18 protein-coding genes are annotated in these 16,375 nt (G+C 39.2%); 14 read left to right on the top strand and 4 right to left on the bottom strand.

Going from position 1 to position 16,375, the window contains the following annotated elements; translation table 11 throughout:
- The first annotated feature begins 10 nt into the window (after positions 1-10).
- The 4 genes from NT010_16395 (at position 11) to NT010_16380 (ending at position 4,020) form a co-directional block, all read left to right on the top strand.
- Complete coding sequence (locus NT010_16395; GenBank protein MCX5807621.1) at positions 11-1,051, top strand: type IV pilus twitching motility protein PilT; 1,041 nt, start codon at positions 11-13, stop codon at positions 1,049-1,051.
- 6 nt (positions 1,052-1,057) lie between these two features.
- On the top strand, positions 1,058-2,179 hold the full coding sequence (locus NT010_16390) for a PilT/PilU family type 4a pilus ATPase (GenBank protein MCX5807620.1): 1,122 nt from the start codon (positions 1,058-1,060) through the stop codon (positions 2,177-2,179).
- 98 nt (positions 2,180-2,277) lie between these two features.
- Positions 2,278-2,991 (top strand): sulfite exporter TauE/SafE family protein, encoded by a 714-nt coding sequence (locus NT010_16385; GenBank protein ID MCX5807619.1) that lies wholly within the window; start codon positions 2,278-2,280, stop codon positions 2,989-2,991.
- Positions 2,992-3,138: 147 nt separating this feature from the next.
- Positions 3,139-4,020: an HDOD domain-containing protein gene (locus NT010_16380; GenBank protein ID MCX5807618.1), complete on the top strand. Its 882-nt coding sequence runs from the start codon at positions 3,139-3,141 to the stop codon at positions 4,018-4,020.
- A gap of 1 nt (position 4,021) precedes the next feature.
- Here the strand turns inward: NT010_16380 and NT010_16375 are convergent, their stop codons facing one another.
- The 4 genes from NT010_16375 to moaA are packed head-to-tail and all read right to left on the bottom strand — an operon-like array spanning position 4,022 to position 6,458.
- On the bottom strand, positions 4,022-4,510 hold the full coding sequence (locus NT010_16375) for a MogA/MoaB family molybdenum cofactor biosynthesis protein (protein MCX5807617.1): 489 nt from the start codon (positions 4,508-4,510) through the stop codon (positions 4,022-4,024).
- Positions 4,507-4,944: an MOSC domain-containing protein gene (locus tag NT010_16370; GenBank protein ID MCX5807616.1), complete on the bottom strand. Its 438-nt coding sequence runs from the start codon at positions 4,942-4,944 to the stop codon at positions 4,507-4,509. The genes NT010_16375 and NT010_16370 overlap by 4 nt, the downstream gene beginning before the upstream one ends.
- Positions 4,945-4,984: 40 nt before the next feature.
- Entirely contained in the window at positions 4,985-5,473 is a 489-nt protein-coding gene (moaC, locus tag NT010_16365) for a cyclic pyranopterin monophosphate synthase MoaC (GenBank protein MCX5807615.1), read from the bottom strand.
- Between the two features lie 10 nt (positions 5,474-5,483).
- Positions 5,484-6,458: a GTP 3',8-cyclase MoaA gene (moaA, locus tag NT010_16360; protein MCX5807614.1), complete on the bottom strand. Its 975-nt coding sequence runs from the start codon at positions 6,456-6,458 to the stop codon at positions 5,484-5,486.
- 377 nt (positions 6,459-6,835) lie between these two features.
- Between moaA and NT010_16355 the strand changes: the two genes are divergently transcribed.
- The 10 genes from NT010_16355 to NT010_16310 all read left to right on the top strand — a co-directional run bounded on the left by NT010_16355 (position 6,836) and on the right by NT010_16310 (position 16,302).
- Positions 6,836-7,951, top strand: coding sequence for a glycosyltransferase family 4 protein (locus tag NT010_16355; protein MCX5807613.1), 1,116 nt, complete (start codon positions 6,836-6,838; stop codon positions 7,949-7,951).
- A 309-nt stretch (positions 7,952-8,260) separates the two neighbouring features.
- Positions 8,261-8,629, top strand: a complete 369-nt coding sequence (locus NT010_16350) for a MarR family EPS-associated transcriptional regulator (GenBank protein MCX5807612.1) — start codon at positions 8,261-8,263, stop codon at positions 8,627-8,629.
- A complete protein-coding gene (locus NT010_16345) occupies positions 8,626-9,615 on the top strand; it encodes an SDR family oxidoreductase (GenBank protein ID MCX5807611.1) in 990 nt (329 codons plus the stop codon). The genes NT010_16350 and NT010_16345 overlap by 4 nt, the downstream gene beginning before the upstream one ends.
- Positions 9,596-10,693 (top strand): aminotransferase class V-fold PLP-dependent enzyme, encoded by a 1,098-nt coding sequence (locus tag NT010_16340; GenBank protein ID MCX5807610.1) that lies wholly within the window; start codon positions 9,596-9,598, stop codon positions 10,691-10,693. Before NT010_16345 ends, NT010_16340 begins: the two co-directional genes overlap by 20 nt.
- Before the next feature lie 2 nt (positions 10,694-10,695).
- A complete protein-coding gene (locus NT010_16335) occupies positions 10,696-11,316 on the top strand; it encodes an acetyltransferase (GenBank protein ID MCX5807609.1) in 621 nt (206 codons plus the stop codon).
- Between the two features lie 3 nt (positions 11,317-11,319).
- Entirely contained in the window at positions 11,320-12,342 is a 1,023-nt protein-coding gene (gene neuB, locus NT010_16330; protein ID MCX5807608.1) for an N-acetylneuraminate synthase, read from the top strand.
- Positions 12,339-13,346, top strand: coding sequence for a hypothetical protein (locus NT010_16325; GenBank protein ID MCX5807607.1), 1,008 nt, complete (start codon positions 12,339-12,341; stop codon positions 13,344-13,346). Before neuB ends, NT010_16325 begins: the two co-directional genes overlap by 4 nt.
- An 8-nt stretch (positions 13,347-13,354) precedes the next feature.
- Positions 13,355-14,539 (top strand): UDP-N-acetylglucosamine 2-epimerase, encoded by a 1,185-nt coding sequence (gene neuC / locus NT010_16320; protein ID MCX5807606.1) that lies wholly within the window; start codon positions 13,355-13,357, stop codon positions 14,537-14,539.
- A gap of 9 nt (positions 14,540-14,548) precedes the next feature.
- A complete protein-coding gene (locus NT010_16315; GenBank protein MCX5807605.1) occupies positions 14,549-15,625 on the top strand; it encodes a sugar phosphate nucleotidyltransferase in 1,077 nt (358 codons plus the stop codon).
- Entirely contained in the window at positions 15,625-16,302 is a 678-nt protein-coding gene (locus tag NT010_16310) for a class I SAM-dependent methyltransferase (protein ID MCX5807604.1), read from the top strand. The genes NT010_16315 and NT010_16310 overlap by 1 nt, the downstream gene beginning before the upstream one ends.
- The last annotated feature ends 73 nt before the right edge of the window (positions 16,303-16,375 follow it).

Raw genomic sequence — 16,375 nt, 5'->3', positions numbered from 1 at the left:
GAGGGTAATTATGGATGTATCTGAATTATTGATTTTTATGGTTGACAATAAAGGTTCTGACCTGCATGTCAGTTCCGGCGAGCCTCCTGTTGTGAGGATAAACGGGGATATGATGAAGATTGAGGTGCCGCCCATGGACAAGGATGAAGTCCATAACATGATATATGATATTCTGAACGATCAGCAGAGAAAGGTTTTTGAGGAGAATCTTGAACTGGATTTTTCTTTTGCTCTTGGCGATATTGCAAGGTTCAGAGTGAATGTTTTTAAACAGCAGAGAGGCGATGCTGCTGTTTTCAGAACAATTCCAACAAAGATACCTACCTTCGAAGAATTGAACCTACCCAAGGTTTTTATGGATATTTCCAGATTGGAAAAAGGGCTTGTCCTTGTTACAGGCCCGACCGGTAGTGGCAAGTCCACGACCCTTGCGGCAATGGTTGACTTAATAAACCGGGAAGAAAAGGGACATATACTGACTGTCGAAGATCCGATCGAGTTTGTCCATCAATCGAAGGGCTGCCTTGTTAATCAACGCGAACTTGGACCTCATACAAAAAGTTTTTCCAATGCATTGAGGAGTGCTCTTCGTGAAGATCCTGATGTGATTCTTGTTGGCGAATTGAGGGATTTGGAGACCATTTCCCTTGCACTTACCGCTGCAGAGACAGGACACCTTGTTTTTGGAACATTGCATACAAGCGGAGCACCGAAAACAGTTGACAGGGTTATAGACGTTTTTCCTGCGGCTCAGCAGGCACAGGTTAGATCAATGTTTTCCGAGTCCATACAAGCAGTTATAACACAGGCATTGTTCAGGCGAAAAGATAGAAAGGGCAGGGTTGCAGGCTTTGAGATTATGATCGGTAATCCTGCTGTAAGGAACCTCATCCGGGAGGGTAAGATTGCCCAGATACCATCCATTATGCAAACAAGCAAGGCCCTTGGTATGCAGACAATGGAAGCTTCAGTTACCGAATTGCTTGCAAAAAATATTGTTACAAGAGATGAGGTGGCTTTTTATCTGCCTCAATCTGCGCAGCAGAGGTAATGAATTATGACCGATATTTTAGAATATTTAAGATATATGAATCAGATGGATGCCTCGGATATATATATTACTTCGGGTCTCCCTGCTATGTTCCGAATTCAGGGCTCCACAGAACCTTATGACGAACCGCCTTTAACCCCTGAAGACACGGATAGAGTAGCAGCTGCTATAATGAATGAAAAACAGAAGGTCCAGTTTGCTCAAGAGTTTGAACAGAATCTTGCACTTTATTATCCTGATATTGGCAGGTTCAGGGTCAATATTTTCAGACAGAGGGGATGCACCGGTATTGTTATCAGACAGATTAAAACAGAGATAAAAAGTCTCGATGAAATGGGCCTGCCGGCAGTCTTCAAAGATATTATGATGAGCAAAAGGGGTCTTGTGCTTGTTGTCGGTGCTACAGGAAGCGGCAAATCCACCACTCTTGCATCAATGATAGACCACAGGAATGCCAATCAGCGCGGACACATAATCACCATAGAGGACCCGGTTGAATATGTCCATAATCACAAAAAGAGTGTTATTACCCAGAGGGAGGTGGGTTTCGATACCCTTTCCTTTTATAATGCCTTGAAAAATACCTTACGGCAGGCGCCTGATGTGATCCTTATCGGTGAGATAAGGGATTCGGAAACCATGGAAGATGCCATTACCTTTGCAGAAACAGGCCACCTTGCCCTTGGTACCCTCCATGCAAACAATGCGAACCAGGCAATTGAAAGGATCATGAACTTTTTTCCTATAGAGAGGCATCTTCAGATACACATGCAGCTATCATTGAACCTGAGGGCTATTATATCTCAAAGGCTGATACCGACTGTTGAAGGAAAAAGGGTTGCAGCTATAGAGATAATGCTCGACAGCCCGAGGATAAAAGACCTTATTATGAGGGGCGAGGTTGGTCTTTTAAAAGAGACGATGGCCGAAGCGTATAATGAAGGTATGCAGACCTTTGACCAGCATATAATGGACTTTTATAAGGCAGGAAAGATTGACTACAATAATGCTATTGCAAACGCTGATAGTCCTAACGATTTAAGATTGAAGATAAAAATGTCCGGTATTGAAAAAGAAGATGTTGACAAAAAAGAGCCTTCATTTAAACTGAAGGTTGATCAGAAATGAAAAATGTTTTAGGGAATTAGCTGCTCCGCCGTAAGCATCCGGAGCAGCTAATTTTTTATTATATTTCCTTATCTAAATAGTGTATAATTGCAAAAAAAATGTCACATGAATTGATAATCCTTATAATTACCGCCGCCTCAATAGGTTTTTTCCATACGTTGATCGGTCCTGACCACTATATACCGTTTATAGTAATTGCCAAGGCAAGAAAATGGTCTTTAATGAAGACAATGTGGATAACCTTTTTATGCGGTATTGGTCATATCGGAAGCTCGGTTGTATTGGGTATGGCAGGCATAGTTTTAGGTATTGCTGTAACAAGATTGGAAATAGTGGAATCGTTTCGAGGTAACCTTGCAGCATGGGCGCTCATTGCCTTCGGGTTGGTATATTTTGTTTGGGGCTTAAGGAGGTCTATAAGAAACAAACCCCACAAACACGTGCATTTTCATTTAGACGGCGGCAAACATATCCATGAGCATGTTCACGTTGAGGAACATACTCATATTCATAACGTTGAAAATAATACAAATATCACACCCTGGGTGCTTTTCACAATCTTTGTTTTTGGTCCTTGTGAGCCGCTTATTCCCATATTGATGTATCCTGCAGCCAAGAGCAGTTTTTTTGGCCTGATGGTAGTAACATTTGTATTCGGTGGAGTTACAATAATGACTATGTTAAGCATTGTTGGTATTTCATATAGGGGTATCAATTTTCTTCCTTTCAAACGTTTTGAAAGATATAGCCATGCTTTGGCAGGTGCTGCCATTTTTCTTTGTGGGATTGCAATACAATTCCTCGGCATATAGCGGATAAAGGCCTAAAGCACTAACAGACAGAAAAGTACAAAAAATTCTAAACACAATTCATCAATATTCTTAAGTCTTTGTAAAAATATCCGATATTATACTGAAAGGTGAAATATATAATTATTAAGTCTGGAACATAGAAAAATTATGATAAAGGATTTAAAAAAAAGAATTGAAGGTGCTATTAACTTATTGCCACCGATTCCTGCGATAATGGCAGAGTTATTAAATGCCCTTGACGATGACAATACGGACATCAACTCTTTAGCAAGAATAATCTCAAAAGATCCTTCAATGAGCCTGAATGTGCTGAAGGTTGCTAATTCTGCCTTTTACCGGCTCCCATATAAGGTTTCGTCCATTGACCATGCGGTAAGAATGCTGGGAGTCAAAGAGATTACAATGATTTGTATAGCCTGTGGTACATATAAAGCATTAAAGCCATCCCGAAATGGACAAACATTTGATATGGATGAATTCTGGAAACATTCTGTGGCTACTGCGGTAATTGCAAAAAGGCTATGCAATAAGGTGAATATAAAAGACCAGGGAGCTATTTATCTGTCAGGCCTTCTGCATGATGTTGGAAAGATAATATTGGATAAATTTGTTCATGAAATATATGAGATTGTCATTAAGGCAACCCGTGACGAATGCATATCGATGATTGAGGCTGAGAAAAAGTTTATCGGTGAGTCTCACGAGACAATTGGCGGCTGGATTATGGAACGGTGGAAGCTGCCGTTTATGTTTATTGACGTCGCAAGCCACCATCATTCTGTAATGGATTCTTCGGAGGGAAACAGAACAGCTGTTGCTGTTTGCTCAATGGCGGATCAATTGGCAAGGATTGAAGATTTTGGTTTTGGCGGTGATATGAGCGGGGTTGTTTTGAATGAAACAGAAGCATTCAATGTTCTTTTAAAAGCCGATACAGCAATCGCAGAGATAGATTTTGTCAAGTTCATCTGGGATCTGGAGAATGTTGACAATGAAATCGAAGAGATGGAAAACATTCTGAAAAATTGAATTAACTGCCGCAATCAGCATTATCTCCTTTAAGCTTATTAAGTGCATGAGGTAGGGCAACCGATACAAAGGAAAGACATTCAGTTGCTGCCTTCGGGCTTCCTGGAAGGTTGATGATGATACTCTCGCCCCTTATCCCACAGATACCCCTTGATATTATCCCGTGAGGGGTGATCCTGTAGCTCTCAATACGCATTATTTCAGCGAAACCGGGCAAATCTTTTTCAATGACCATTCTTGTGGCTTCAGGAGTTACATCCCTGTTTGACAAACCTGTACCGCCGGTTGTAACAACAAGGTCTATCTTTTGTTCATCAATCAGCTTCTTTATCGTATCAGCAATAATATCTGTTTCATCCGGTACGATAAGAATATCGGTTACATTATAAGAATCTTTAAGCATTTCAGCTATTGCAGGTCCACTTTTGTCTACACGTTCACCTACGGAGCCCTTATCACTGCATGTAATAATTACAACACTATATTTCATTGCATTACCTCGATTTCATCTCCTGTTTTGATTTCACCCTCAGTGAGCACCTCGGTAAAAATACCTTCTCTTGGCATTACGCAATCACCGACTTGCTGGAAAATAGCGCACCTGGCATGGCATTCCTTACCTATTTGTGTGACCCTTAAAATAATTCCGTCTCCGACTTTAAATTTTGTGCCTATGGGTAGCGTAAAAAGTTCTATGCCTTCAGTGGTCAGGTTTTCAGCAAAATCTCCGCAATCCACATCGACTCCCATGTCCTTTATCTTCTGAATACTCTCCTTTGCCAGGAGGCTTACTTGTCTGTGCATAAAACCTGCATGTGCGTCATTCTCAAGCCCCCTATCTTTTATCAACATGCACTTCCCTATTGCATGTTTCTTCTCGCCCTTTTTGTCACTGATATTTACTGAAATGATCTTACCTTTCATGTCTTATACTCCATAGCCTTATATTTCGTGTTTTTACGCTTCACGAATCACACTTCACGTTTTTTACATATTTGCCGCTCTTCCCGCCGCTCTTTTCAAGGAGATAGAATGGCCCAAGTTCAATACCCTTATCAATAGCCTTGCACATATCGTATATTGTCAGCGCAGTGAGCATAACGCAGGTAAGAGCTTCCATCTCAACACCGGTCTGTCCTTTTATTTTTACAGATGATGTAATTTCCACAATGGATTCTTTGTCATCAAAGTTATAATTGACATCTATATGGGTAATGGTCAAGGGATGGCATAGAGGTATAAGCTCATGTGTTTTTTTAGTTCCCATAATGCCGGCTATTTTAGCAACAGTAAAAATATCACCCTTTGGCCCAACACCTTTTCTAATTTCCCTGTATGTTTTAGGCGACATCCTTACCTTACCAAAGGCCTTTGCCGCCCTTTCAGTTTCCTTTTTTTCAGTAACATCAACCATACGTGCCTTACCATTGCTGTCTAAATGGGTAAGTTTCATCTCCTCTCCTCTATCCTCCTATATGCTGCAAACTTCTTTGACATTTTTTAATCTGGCCGATTTCATCCTTTCTTTCAGGTTTTACCTTGACGATATTGATTATAAAAGTCTTTATTTCTTCATCGCTTTTTCCTTCTCTCATGAGTTTTTTCACATCATATCCCACATCAGAAAATAGACATGGCCGAATTTTACCGTTTGAAGTAAGCCTGATTCGGTTGCATTCCGAGCATATATGAGAAGATACGGGGCTGATAAACCCTATCTTGCCAGCTGCGCCTTTAATATTAAACATCTTCGCAGGACCTCTTTCATTATTAATAGAAGACTCCAGTTCGTATACTTCTCTTATGCGGGCTTCAATTTCACTTGAAGTGACAATCTTTGTTCTGTCCCACATGCCTGAATCGCCAAAAGGCATATATTCTATAAATCTAAAGTGATGATTATAACGTATTGTTAGTTTTGCAAAATCGAGGATTTCATCATCATTGAAGCCTTTAATAATAACAGAATTAATTTTAATCGGGTTTAAACCTGAATAATGAGCCTTCTTAATGCTCCTTATTACATCGGTGAAAGCATCAACACCTGTTATGTAAGCGAACTTGTCTTTTTTCAACGTGTCAAGGCTGATATTTACCCTTCTTAATCCTGATTCCATAAGCTCTTTAATGTTTTTTCCAAGTAAAACGCCGTTTGTGGTTAGACTTATATCGTTAATACCCTGTATTTTATTTATTTCTCCGAGAAGATAAGAAATCCCTTTTCTTGCAAGGGGTTCTCCTCCTGTCAAGCGGATCTTGCTTACGCCAAGCTCGGCGGATATTTTTACGAAGCGGATAATTTCTTCATAGGAAAGCATATCATTATGGGGGATAAAGGGAAATGTCCCGTCAACACAGTATTTACACCTTAAATTACATCTGTCGGTAATAGAAATTCTCACATAATTAATAACTCTGTTAAACTCATCAATCAGCATATTTATTGTTCACCGTTATTCATTGATATATTTTATTGGTTTTTTTATACCGTATCCGTCCATGCCTATAAGTTAAGTCTTTTTTTAGATTTATCCAAGGTAATCAGTTCCATAAGCATTTTAAATTTCCTGTCTTCCGGAAATTACATTTGGTGTAATACTATAACTGATTAAAAGAACTAAGTCAAAAAGCCAGAATGTTGCCTTATATGCCTCATTCTAATACCCTGAAACGATTTCTTTAAGAATTTATTTCAACATAAAACATTTGTAAAATTTTACAATCAATATAAAATAAGGGGTCTTTTTAATATCCAAAAAAATCGGAATGATATTTGTTGAATAGTGACAAAGTATGTGATAACGGTATTTTATTCATGAAAATAGTTTATGCAATAAGACATGTGGGCATGACAGGCGGAGTAAAAGTATTTTTCCAGCATGTGGAGCTTTTGCGAAACATGGGACATACGGTCTATCTTATTACGCGTTTTCTTGATGAAGAGTGGGGTTTCAGGGTAACGCCGGAAATAGTTCCTTCATTTGATGATATGTATGTGCCGGAAGCGGATGCAATTGTAGTTACAACCCCGAAGGACGTGGAGGACCTATGGAAAATTGCCAAGAAAAGGAATATCCCGCTCTTTCATTTCATGCAAGGTTTTGAGCCTGATTATGTGCTGGAGAGGATAAGAGGGCATGTTATACCAGCGCGTTTCTGCTCAAAGGATTTTTTGACAAGACTGAACTATTTTAGGAAAAAGCATGGTTGGAAACAAAAACTTAAAAGGTTTGATGAGTTGTACAGACTTCCTACTGTGAAGATTGCCATTTCTCCACATCTTGTTGCAGGCGTTGAAAAAAGATTCAATATGCCGTGCTATCTTTTGCCTAACGGTATTGACAGGAAAGTGTTTTATCCTAAGGTAGTAGAACTCGATTATTCAGGTACGATCAGAATACTTTCGGTGGGAAATTCTACCATAGAATACAAGGCTATACCGGATATATTAAAGGCAGTAAAGATTCTGAAAGAGAAAGGGAAAAATGTTTTACTGACAAGAGTGTCACCGGCAGATATTCCGGATGATGAAAAGAACTATGGGGTGGTAGACAGGTTTTTTGTAAGGATATCCGAGCAGGAGATGGCAGATTTGTATCGGGAAACCCATATACTTGTTTCTGCATCAACCGAGATAGAAGGTTTCGGCTTACCGCCTGTGGAGGCTATGAGTGCAGGAACACCTGTAATCCTGACAAAGGTTCCCCCCTTTCTTGCATTCGATGAGGCCTATGACTATGCATATTTTGTAAATGTGCACAAACCGGAAGAGATTGCAAAGGCTGTTATTGAGATAGCAGAAAATGAAGAAATGCGTCTTTCTCACATTAAACGTGGGTTTGAGGTATCGGGCAAGTATGCAATAGAGAGCATCGGAGAAAAACTTGAATTGATTTTGCAAAAGGGCATTCAGGCAAAGCACAATAGATGATTGAAAAGAACAGCAATAATAACTGCATGCTGTTTTTAGTGTAGATTGTTTATTCTTAAAATAATTCGATAAAGCAAATAAGAAAATATCTTGACATGCAAATAGTTTACTGGCATTATTAATGTGTTCAGTGGTTGAACATATTCAAAATTTATTTATCTTCAATGGTAACGGTAACATTCGCTAATAGCGGTAGCCTATCAATTTTTCGGAACACCCGCAAACGGGTACCCGGTCGTCCCCTCCACTGGCATCAAGCCACGACCCGCGATGCGGATGCCATGAGAGCAAAACAACAATATATGTTTTATGAACGAAGCTCAGTTTAAGACTCTGAAAGAATTATCCGTAGAGGGTACGGTATCTCAACGTGACCTTTCCAGAAAGGTAGGGTTGAGTCTCGGCAGCATCAACTATATCATGAAGGAGCTTATTCAAAAAGGATATGTCAAAACCCAGCGCTTTAAAAACTCGAGTAAAAAAGCAGCTTATATATATGTTCTGACGCCTCAGGGGATAAATGCACGGGTCAAACAAACCCAGTATTTTCTTCAGAAAAAAATGGAAGAGTACGAAAGGTTAAAGATGGAGATAGATGAATTAAAAAAAGATACAGATGAAGTAGGACAGGTGAAGGCAGACCGGAAAGCTAAAACGGAAGGAGATATAAGCCTATGAAATTGCTTATTACAGGGGGCGCCGGATATGTCGGGTCTGTGCTCACAAACACAGCGCTTAAAAATGACTACGAGGTAAGAGTTATTGACTCTTTATTTTTTGATAACAAGGTGCCCTTGATACATCTTGGTAATCCTAATTATGAATTTTTTAATATTGATATTACGGATTCAGGGAAAGTTAGGCCTTACTTGAAAGACATTGATTTTGTGATACACACTGCTGCAATAGTAGGAGAACCCGCAAGTAATAAATTCCCTGATTTGACGGAAAAAACAAATTTTGTAGCTACAAAAGAACTTATAAGGCTTGCAGCAGAAGAAGGGGCAAAAGGCTTTATCTTTCTTTCTACCTGCTCTAACTACGGGGTTGTTGATGGACTTGCAAGCGAGAACACAAATTTGAAGCCCCTTTCGCTCTATGCTGATACCAAGGTAAGAGTGGAAAATTTATTAATGGATAACCCAGGGAACATCGATTGGGTTGTATGTAGGATGTCCACTATCTATGGAGCATCGCCGAGAATGCGTTTTGACCTTACAGTCAACGATTTTGCATTGAATGCCTTTATGAAGAAATATCTCGATATCTTTTTACCTTATACATACAGACCTTATATACATGTTTATGATGCAGCAAGGGTAATTATCTCAATGATCGGGCAATTCAATAAGGTTTGTAGAAATGTTTTTAATGTTGGATTCAATACTGAAAACTACCAGAAGATTAGAATAGCTGAGATTGTGAAGAAGTTTGTTCCTGATCTGAAAATAGATGTAGTAGATAAAGGCGCTGATCTTAGAGATTACCAGGTTGATTTTACTAAGCTTAAAGAATATCTTGGTTTGACAAATGTTTTTACAGTGGAAGACGGAGTCAGGGAGGTCGTGAAAATGCTGTCTTCAGGAATCATAGAAAATCCATATGAAAACATATATTACAACACGGAACCTAAATTTAGGAGCGGTGGTGAAGATAGAGCTTGATGCACCAAATCTGGGTGCAATTGAAAAGGCATATATTGAAAAGGTCATAGATTCGAACTTTGTCTCTACCTTCGGTCCTTTTGTCCCGCAATTTGAAGATGAAATTGCCATATATCTTGGTGCTAAAAGGGCAGTGTCGACTCAGAGTGGAACCGCTGCTCTTCACGTAGCTTTATATGAATTGGGAATAAAAGAGGGGGACGAGGTTATTGTTCCAGCCCTTACCTTTGTTGCTACGGTGAATCCGATTGTTTACGTAAATGCAAAACCTATCTTTGCCGATGTGGATATAAAAACCTGGAATATTAGTCCTGCTGAAATTGAACGCTGCATATCGCCGAGGACAAAGGCAATTATTCCTGTCCATCTTTATGGAAACCCTTGTAAAATGGATGAGATAATGGAGATAGCCGAAAAATACGGGCTTTTTGTAATAGAGGATGCAACAGAGAGCCTTGGCGCTAAATACAAAGGCCAATATATGGGGAATGCAGGAGATCTTGGCTGTTTAAGCTTTAATGGCAATAAGACTATTACCACAGGCGGCGGCGGCATGGTTGTGGGAAATGATGAAAAGCGCATGGAGCACATCAAATTTCTTGTAAATCAGGCTCGTGATGAATCGAGGGGTTACTACCACCCGGAGATAGGGTTCAATTATAGAATGACGAATCTTGAAGCAGCTATGGGGCTGGCTCAGATGGAGAGGCTCGGCGAATTCCTTGCAAAGAAGAAGATGTACAACGATATATACCGTGAGGAATTGGGTAAACTTGATTTTGTCCGTTTTCAGGAGTCATATGAGTGTGCCGAAAGTTCATTCTGGTTTACCTGCATAACAATTGAGAAAAAGATTGATTTTAATTCCTTAATGGATTTATTAAAAAAGAAAAACGTGCCTGTTCGAAGGGTTTTTATGCCTATTACCGGTTTCCCGCCATATATTGCCGGAGATGAAATTTCCTTGAAAAACTCTGATGAAATATATGAAAAAGGTTTATGCCTGCCCTGTTCCACGTTGAATTCGGCTGATGATATCTATTATGCCTGCAAGGCAATAAAGGAGACTATTTCATAACCATGGAAGACTTAATACTTTTTGGTGGAGGCGGTCATTGCAGGTCATGTATTGATGTCATCGAAACTGAGAATATTTTCCGTATCGCAGGAATTGTAGACATTAAGGAGAAGCTGCACCAGAAGGTTCTGGGATATGAAATTTTGAGTACTGAAGATGATCTTGCCGGTCTTGTTGAGAGGTTTAAATTTTTTTTAATAACCATCGGTCAGATAGAAAATGCCTTTGTAAGGATTGAAAAATTTGACATGTTAAAAAAATTTGGTGCACTGTTTCCCGTGATAACCTCACCTAGGGCTCATGTATCGAAACATTCCGTCATTAGTGAGGGCACTATTATAATGCATAATGTAATTGTCAATGCGGGTGCTGAGATAGGCAGAAACTGTATCATAAACACCGGCGCCATTATCGAGCACGATGTAGTTATAGGCGATCACTGCCACATATCAACGGGAGCGGTGATAAATGGAGGGACGAGAATCGGAGCAAAAACTTTTATCGGAAGCAACAGTGCCACAAGGCAATATATCGAGATAGGTGAAAGCGCCTTTGTAAAAAGCGGTGTTACTGTTCCGTTTGGCATTTGTTCATGTGAACAATTTCCATCAAAAAAACGGTAGGACATGAAAAACAAACTGTCTGATAAGAAGGTATTTATTATTGCTGAAGCCGGTGTGAATCATAACGGGGATATCGGGATTGCAAAAAAAATGATTGATACAGCAGTTAAAGCAGGTACTGACGCTGTTAAGTTTCAGACTTTTGTGCCGGAAGATCTTGTGAGCAAAAAAACGCCCAAGGCGGAATATCAGAAAAGCACCACAGATGCAGGAGAATCACAGCTTGAGATGCTGAAAAAGCTGTCTCTTAAAGCTGATGCACATAAAGAACTTATCGAATATTGTAAAAAAAAGAGAATCCAATTTCTTTCGACCCCCTTTGATATGGACAGCATCGATCTCCTCGAAGGTCTTGGTCTTGAGACGTTTAAAATACCTTCAGGTGAAATAACTAATCTTCCCTATTTGAGAAAAATAGGAAATTTGAAAAAGAAGATCATCATGTCCACAGGCATGGCTGATATGAAAGAAATCGGAAGAGCAATAAAAATTCTTGTTGAAGCCGGGACATCCAAAGAAGATATAACACTTCTTCATTGTAACACCGAGTATCCTACTCCTCTTCAAGATGTAAACCTTCTTGCCATGGTTGCCATGAAAAAAAGATTCGGCATGAAGGTAGGTTATTCAGATCATACACTGGGAATAGAAATACCTGTAGCTGCAGTGGCTCTCGGTGCAGAGATTATTGAAAAGCATTTTACACTTAATAGAAATGCCAAAGGTCCGGATCACAGGGCATCACTTGAACCGGAAGAACTGGAGGCAATGGTGACGGCAATAAGAAACATAGAGGAAGCCCTTGGTAATGGGGTAAAAACACCATCGCCTTCGGAAACAAAAAATATGGTTATTGCTCGTAAAAGCATCGTCGCTTCAAGGGCGATAAAAAAAGGCGATGTTATTACAGAAGAAAATATTACCGTTAAGAGGCCGGGAACAGGGATCAGCCCTATGAAATGGGACAGTATTCTGGGGAAGAGGGCAAAAAGAGATTTTGAGCCTGATGAAATAATAGAGGTATGAATTTGCTGAAGCATAATCAAAAAACGTCTTCGGGTAAGTTAGATTCTTACTATCAGGGCTGGCGTGCAGAGGTTTTAGCGGAATATATCTTGTCAGAAATTGCTTTTGTGGTGCCAGTTCATGTCAGAAGCGACGTCGGGGCAGATTTTTTCTGCACTTTGTTTGCAAAAGAAGAAAGGTATTTAGAACCGGGAAAAACTTTTTCAATACAGGTAAAAGCTAAAGGAAAAGAAATTACGTTGAACTCAACAAATCTGAACTTTCTTGCAAGTTTGAGAATTCCCCATTATTTATGTATTGCGAACAGGAAAAATTCTTCTATTGAAATATATTCATGCCAGCAGTTGCTCCCTCTGTTCATAAAATTTGGAAATTTTTCAAGAGAAAACAAGACAGAGGGAAGGTTTTTGATAAAACTGAAACCTATTAAAAGATATTTAAAAAGAAATCTAATTAACATAACAAAACTTGTAGAGAAAAATGATTTTTCAGATCTTCTGAAAGATGAACATGTGGTTAAATGGAATGAAAAGAAAAAGGCAAAGCAGATTGAGTTAGAAATAGGCCCGCAGGTTTTTGAAACGTCAATGGAAACATTAAAGCTAAATGGCGACGAAAGAAAAACTATATCAGCATGTCTATCCGATTGGATTAACTTCGATTATTTTAATATTAATAATTTCTCTGCCTGTGTCTACTCTCCGTTGGCGAGATATTTCAACAAAGATAATGTTTTAACAACAGAGACGATAAGTTTTAATCAAGAAAACCCTGAAACATTTGTTTATACCTATACCACGACAAGGTTAGCAATATTGCTTGAGCACTTAAAAAGAATCGGTACTAATGTTAATGAGATTAATACCTTGAATCAACTTATTGATTTACTTTCGGAAAAAAACAAAATCAATATAGATAATAAAAATGATATTATGCCAGACTGGACGAAAGAATGGGATGCACGCTTAAGAAAAGCCTATTCCGAGTTGTCGGGTAAAAACTAAAACAAAACATGCCTAAGCCGAAACGTAAAATAGCAGTTGTAACAGGAACACGAGCTGAGTACGGACTTCTTTACTGGATCATTAAAGGCATACATGAAGATCCTCAACTTGAACTGCAGCTCATTGTTACCGGTATGCACCTGTCAACAGAATTCGGCTATACAATTAAAGATATTGAAAAAGATGGTTTCCCTATTGCTGAAAGGGTTGAAATGCTTCTTTCTTCTGATACAAAAGTATCGACCTCAATTTCAATGGGTATTGGTCTTGCCGGATTTGCAAAGGCATATGAGAGATTGAAACCGGATATTATTCTGGTGCTCGGTGACCGCTTTGAAATATTTTCTGCAGTTTCAGCTGCTGTACCCATGAGAATACCTGTTGCCCATATCCATGGCGGTGAGGCAACGGAAGGTGTTATGGATGAACAGTTCCGCCATGCTATTACCAAGATGAGTGCCATTCATTTTCCTGCTGCACAACATTATGCCGACAGGATAATACAGATGGGGGAGAAACCCGGAATGGTCTACTGCTTCGGTGCTCCGGGACTGGATAATATCTATAAACTCAAATTAGTGAACAGGAAGATGCTTATCAGTGAGCTTGATTTGCATGAGAAGGTAAAAATAGGTGTTGTCACGTTCCATCCAGAGACAATTGATGATTTTCCTGTTGAATCACAGGCACAGGAACTAATGAAGGCGCTTTCGGAAATAGAAAGTGTCTTCTGGGTTATCACCATGTCCAATGCAGACCCGGGAGGAAGAACTATACAGGCCCTTATGGAAAAGTTCGTTCTGGAAAATGCCGGCAAGGTTAAAATGTTTGCATCCCTCGGTCAATTGCGATACCTGTCGCTTTTGAAACATGCAGATCTTATGGTTGGAAATTCATCTTCAGGCATTATTGAAGCACCGTCATTTAAGCTTCCCGTGGTAAACATTGGTGACAGGCAGGCCGGCAGGATTCGTTCAGAAAACATTATTGACGTTCCTGTTTGCAGGAAACGTGATATTGTGAAGGCAATATCTAAAGCAATGAGCGATGATTTCAGAAGCTCATTGAAGGTTCTTGAGAGCCCTTACGGCAAGGGCGATGCCGGTAAAAAGATTGTGAAGGTCCTGAAAACAGTGGATTTAAGCGGTATATTAAAAAAAGAATTCTATGAAATACCTCACGGGAGGCACTAAAGATATATTATGGATAAAGTAAAACTGAAATCTCTTCTTGTTCCCCCTGATACTACTATTAAACAGGCAATGCAGAGGCTAAGCGAGACTTCCGAGAGGATACTCTTTGTCGTCGATGAAAAGGAAATGCTTTTAGGGACGGTTACTGATGGTGATATTCGGACTGCTCTTATAAACGGCCTCAAATTCAGTGATCTGATAGAAATTGTAATGTACAGGAATTTTGTGGCAGTCAATAAAGGCATGTTAAACATGGAGCAGCACGTAAAAAACCTCATGGTTCAAAACAAGATCGAACAGATACCTGTGCTTGATGATGACGGTGTGGTTGTTGATGTTTTCCTTTGGACCGATCTTCTTGGAAAGACCAAAAGCACAAAACCTGAAAAAACCTATGAAAAATTAGTAATTGTAATGGCAGGAGGAAAAGGAACAAGGCTTGAGCCTTTCACAAGAATACTACCTAAGCCCCTTATCCCAATTGGAAATAAACCTGTTATTGAACTTATTATGGAAAGCTTTTATAAATGCGGATTTTATCGTTTCATTTATTCGCTTAACTATAAAAAAGAATACATCAAGCTTTTTCTCAAAGAGAACAAATCAAATTATGATATTGATTGGGTTGAAGAAGACGACTTCTATGGAACAGCCGGAAGTTTGGCACTCATAAAAGACAAAGTTAATGACACTTTTTTTGTTACCAATTGCGATTCTCTCCTGGCTGTGGATTATGCGGATGTGTTGAGATGGCATGAGTCAAAAGGGGCAGCCATGACAATTATCGGATGTCACAACGAGGTAAAAATACCTTTTGGTGTATTGCAATTGGATAACGGAATCCTTGAAGGTATTGTAGAAAAACCTGTCCATGATATGATCATCAATACAGGTGTTTATGTTATGGAACCCATTGTACTGTCTTATTTAAGTCAAAATGAGCACATGAATATGAATGAGCTGATTGAAATTGTGTCGAAGGACAAAAAGGTTGTCGTATATCCCATATACGGAGGCTGGGTTGATATAGGTCAATGGGAAGAATATAAAAAGAGCGTTGAAGAATTTGGAGGTTTTAATACTTGATGAAAAACCGTTACACGAATGTTCATTATAACGAAAACTTAAGGCCTTACACGAAATATCCGGAAAAACTCTGCAACCATCTTGCAGATCATTATTTCAAAAGAAGATCGGGTAATTTTCTTGATCTCTGCTGCGGCAGGGGAGAACACCTGGAAATCTTTCAGAAGATAGGTTTTACCGTATACGGTATTGATATGGATACAGTTGCCAGAGACAAAGGGCTTAGCGTTGCCATTGTCAATATTGAGGAAGAACCCTTTCCTTATGAAGATGATTTTTTTGATGTAATTATGATGAAGTCAGCCATTGAGCATATACGTAATATTGATAATCTGATGAGTGAAGTATATCGCGTTCTGAAGCCAGGCGGTTGCTTTCTTGCCACTACATGCGACTGGAAGAAAAACTATAAAATCTTTTATGATGATTGTACTCATAAGACACCATTTACCAAAGTTTCTATGGAAGATACGTTCAATATGTTTGGATTTAAAAACTTCTATGTGGAATTTTTCTACCATCTGCCTTTCACTTGGAAAGGACCTTTTTATAAAAGTCTGACAAAATTGTTTGCTTTATTGCCTGCGAAATATACTGAGAACTCAAAACTGACGGAGTTTAAAAAATTAGTTAGGTTTTCCAGAGAGGTTCAACTTCTTGGTTACGCTGAAAAATAGTATAAATGATATTGTATGAAAATGTAATTATGAGAAAGATGACCGAACATATGCGAATCACCGATTTATATTA

It is taken from the genome of Pseudomonadota bacterium (assembly GCA_026388275.1).
Taxonomy (GTDB): domain Bacteria; phylum Desulfobacterota; class Syntrophorhabdia; order Syntrophorhabdales; family Syntrophorhabdaceae; genus JAPLKB01.
This window is presented reverse-complemented; position numbering and strand designations above follow the sequence as displayed.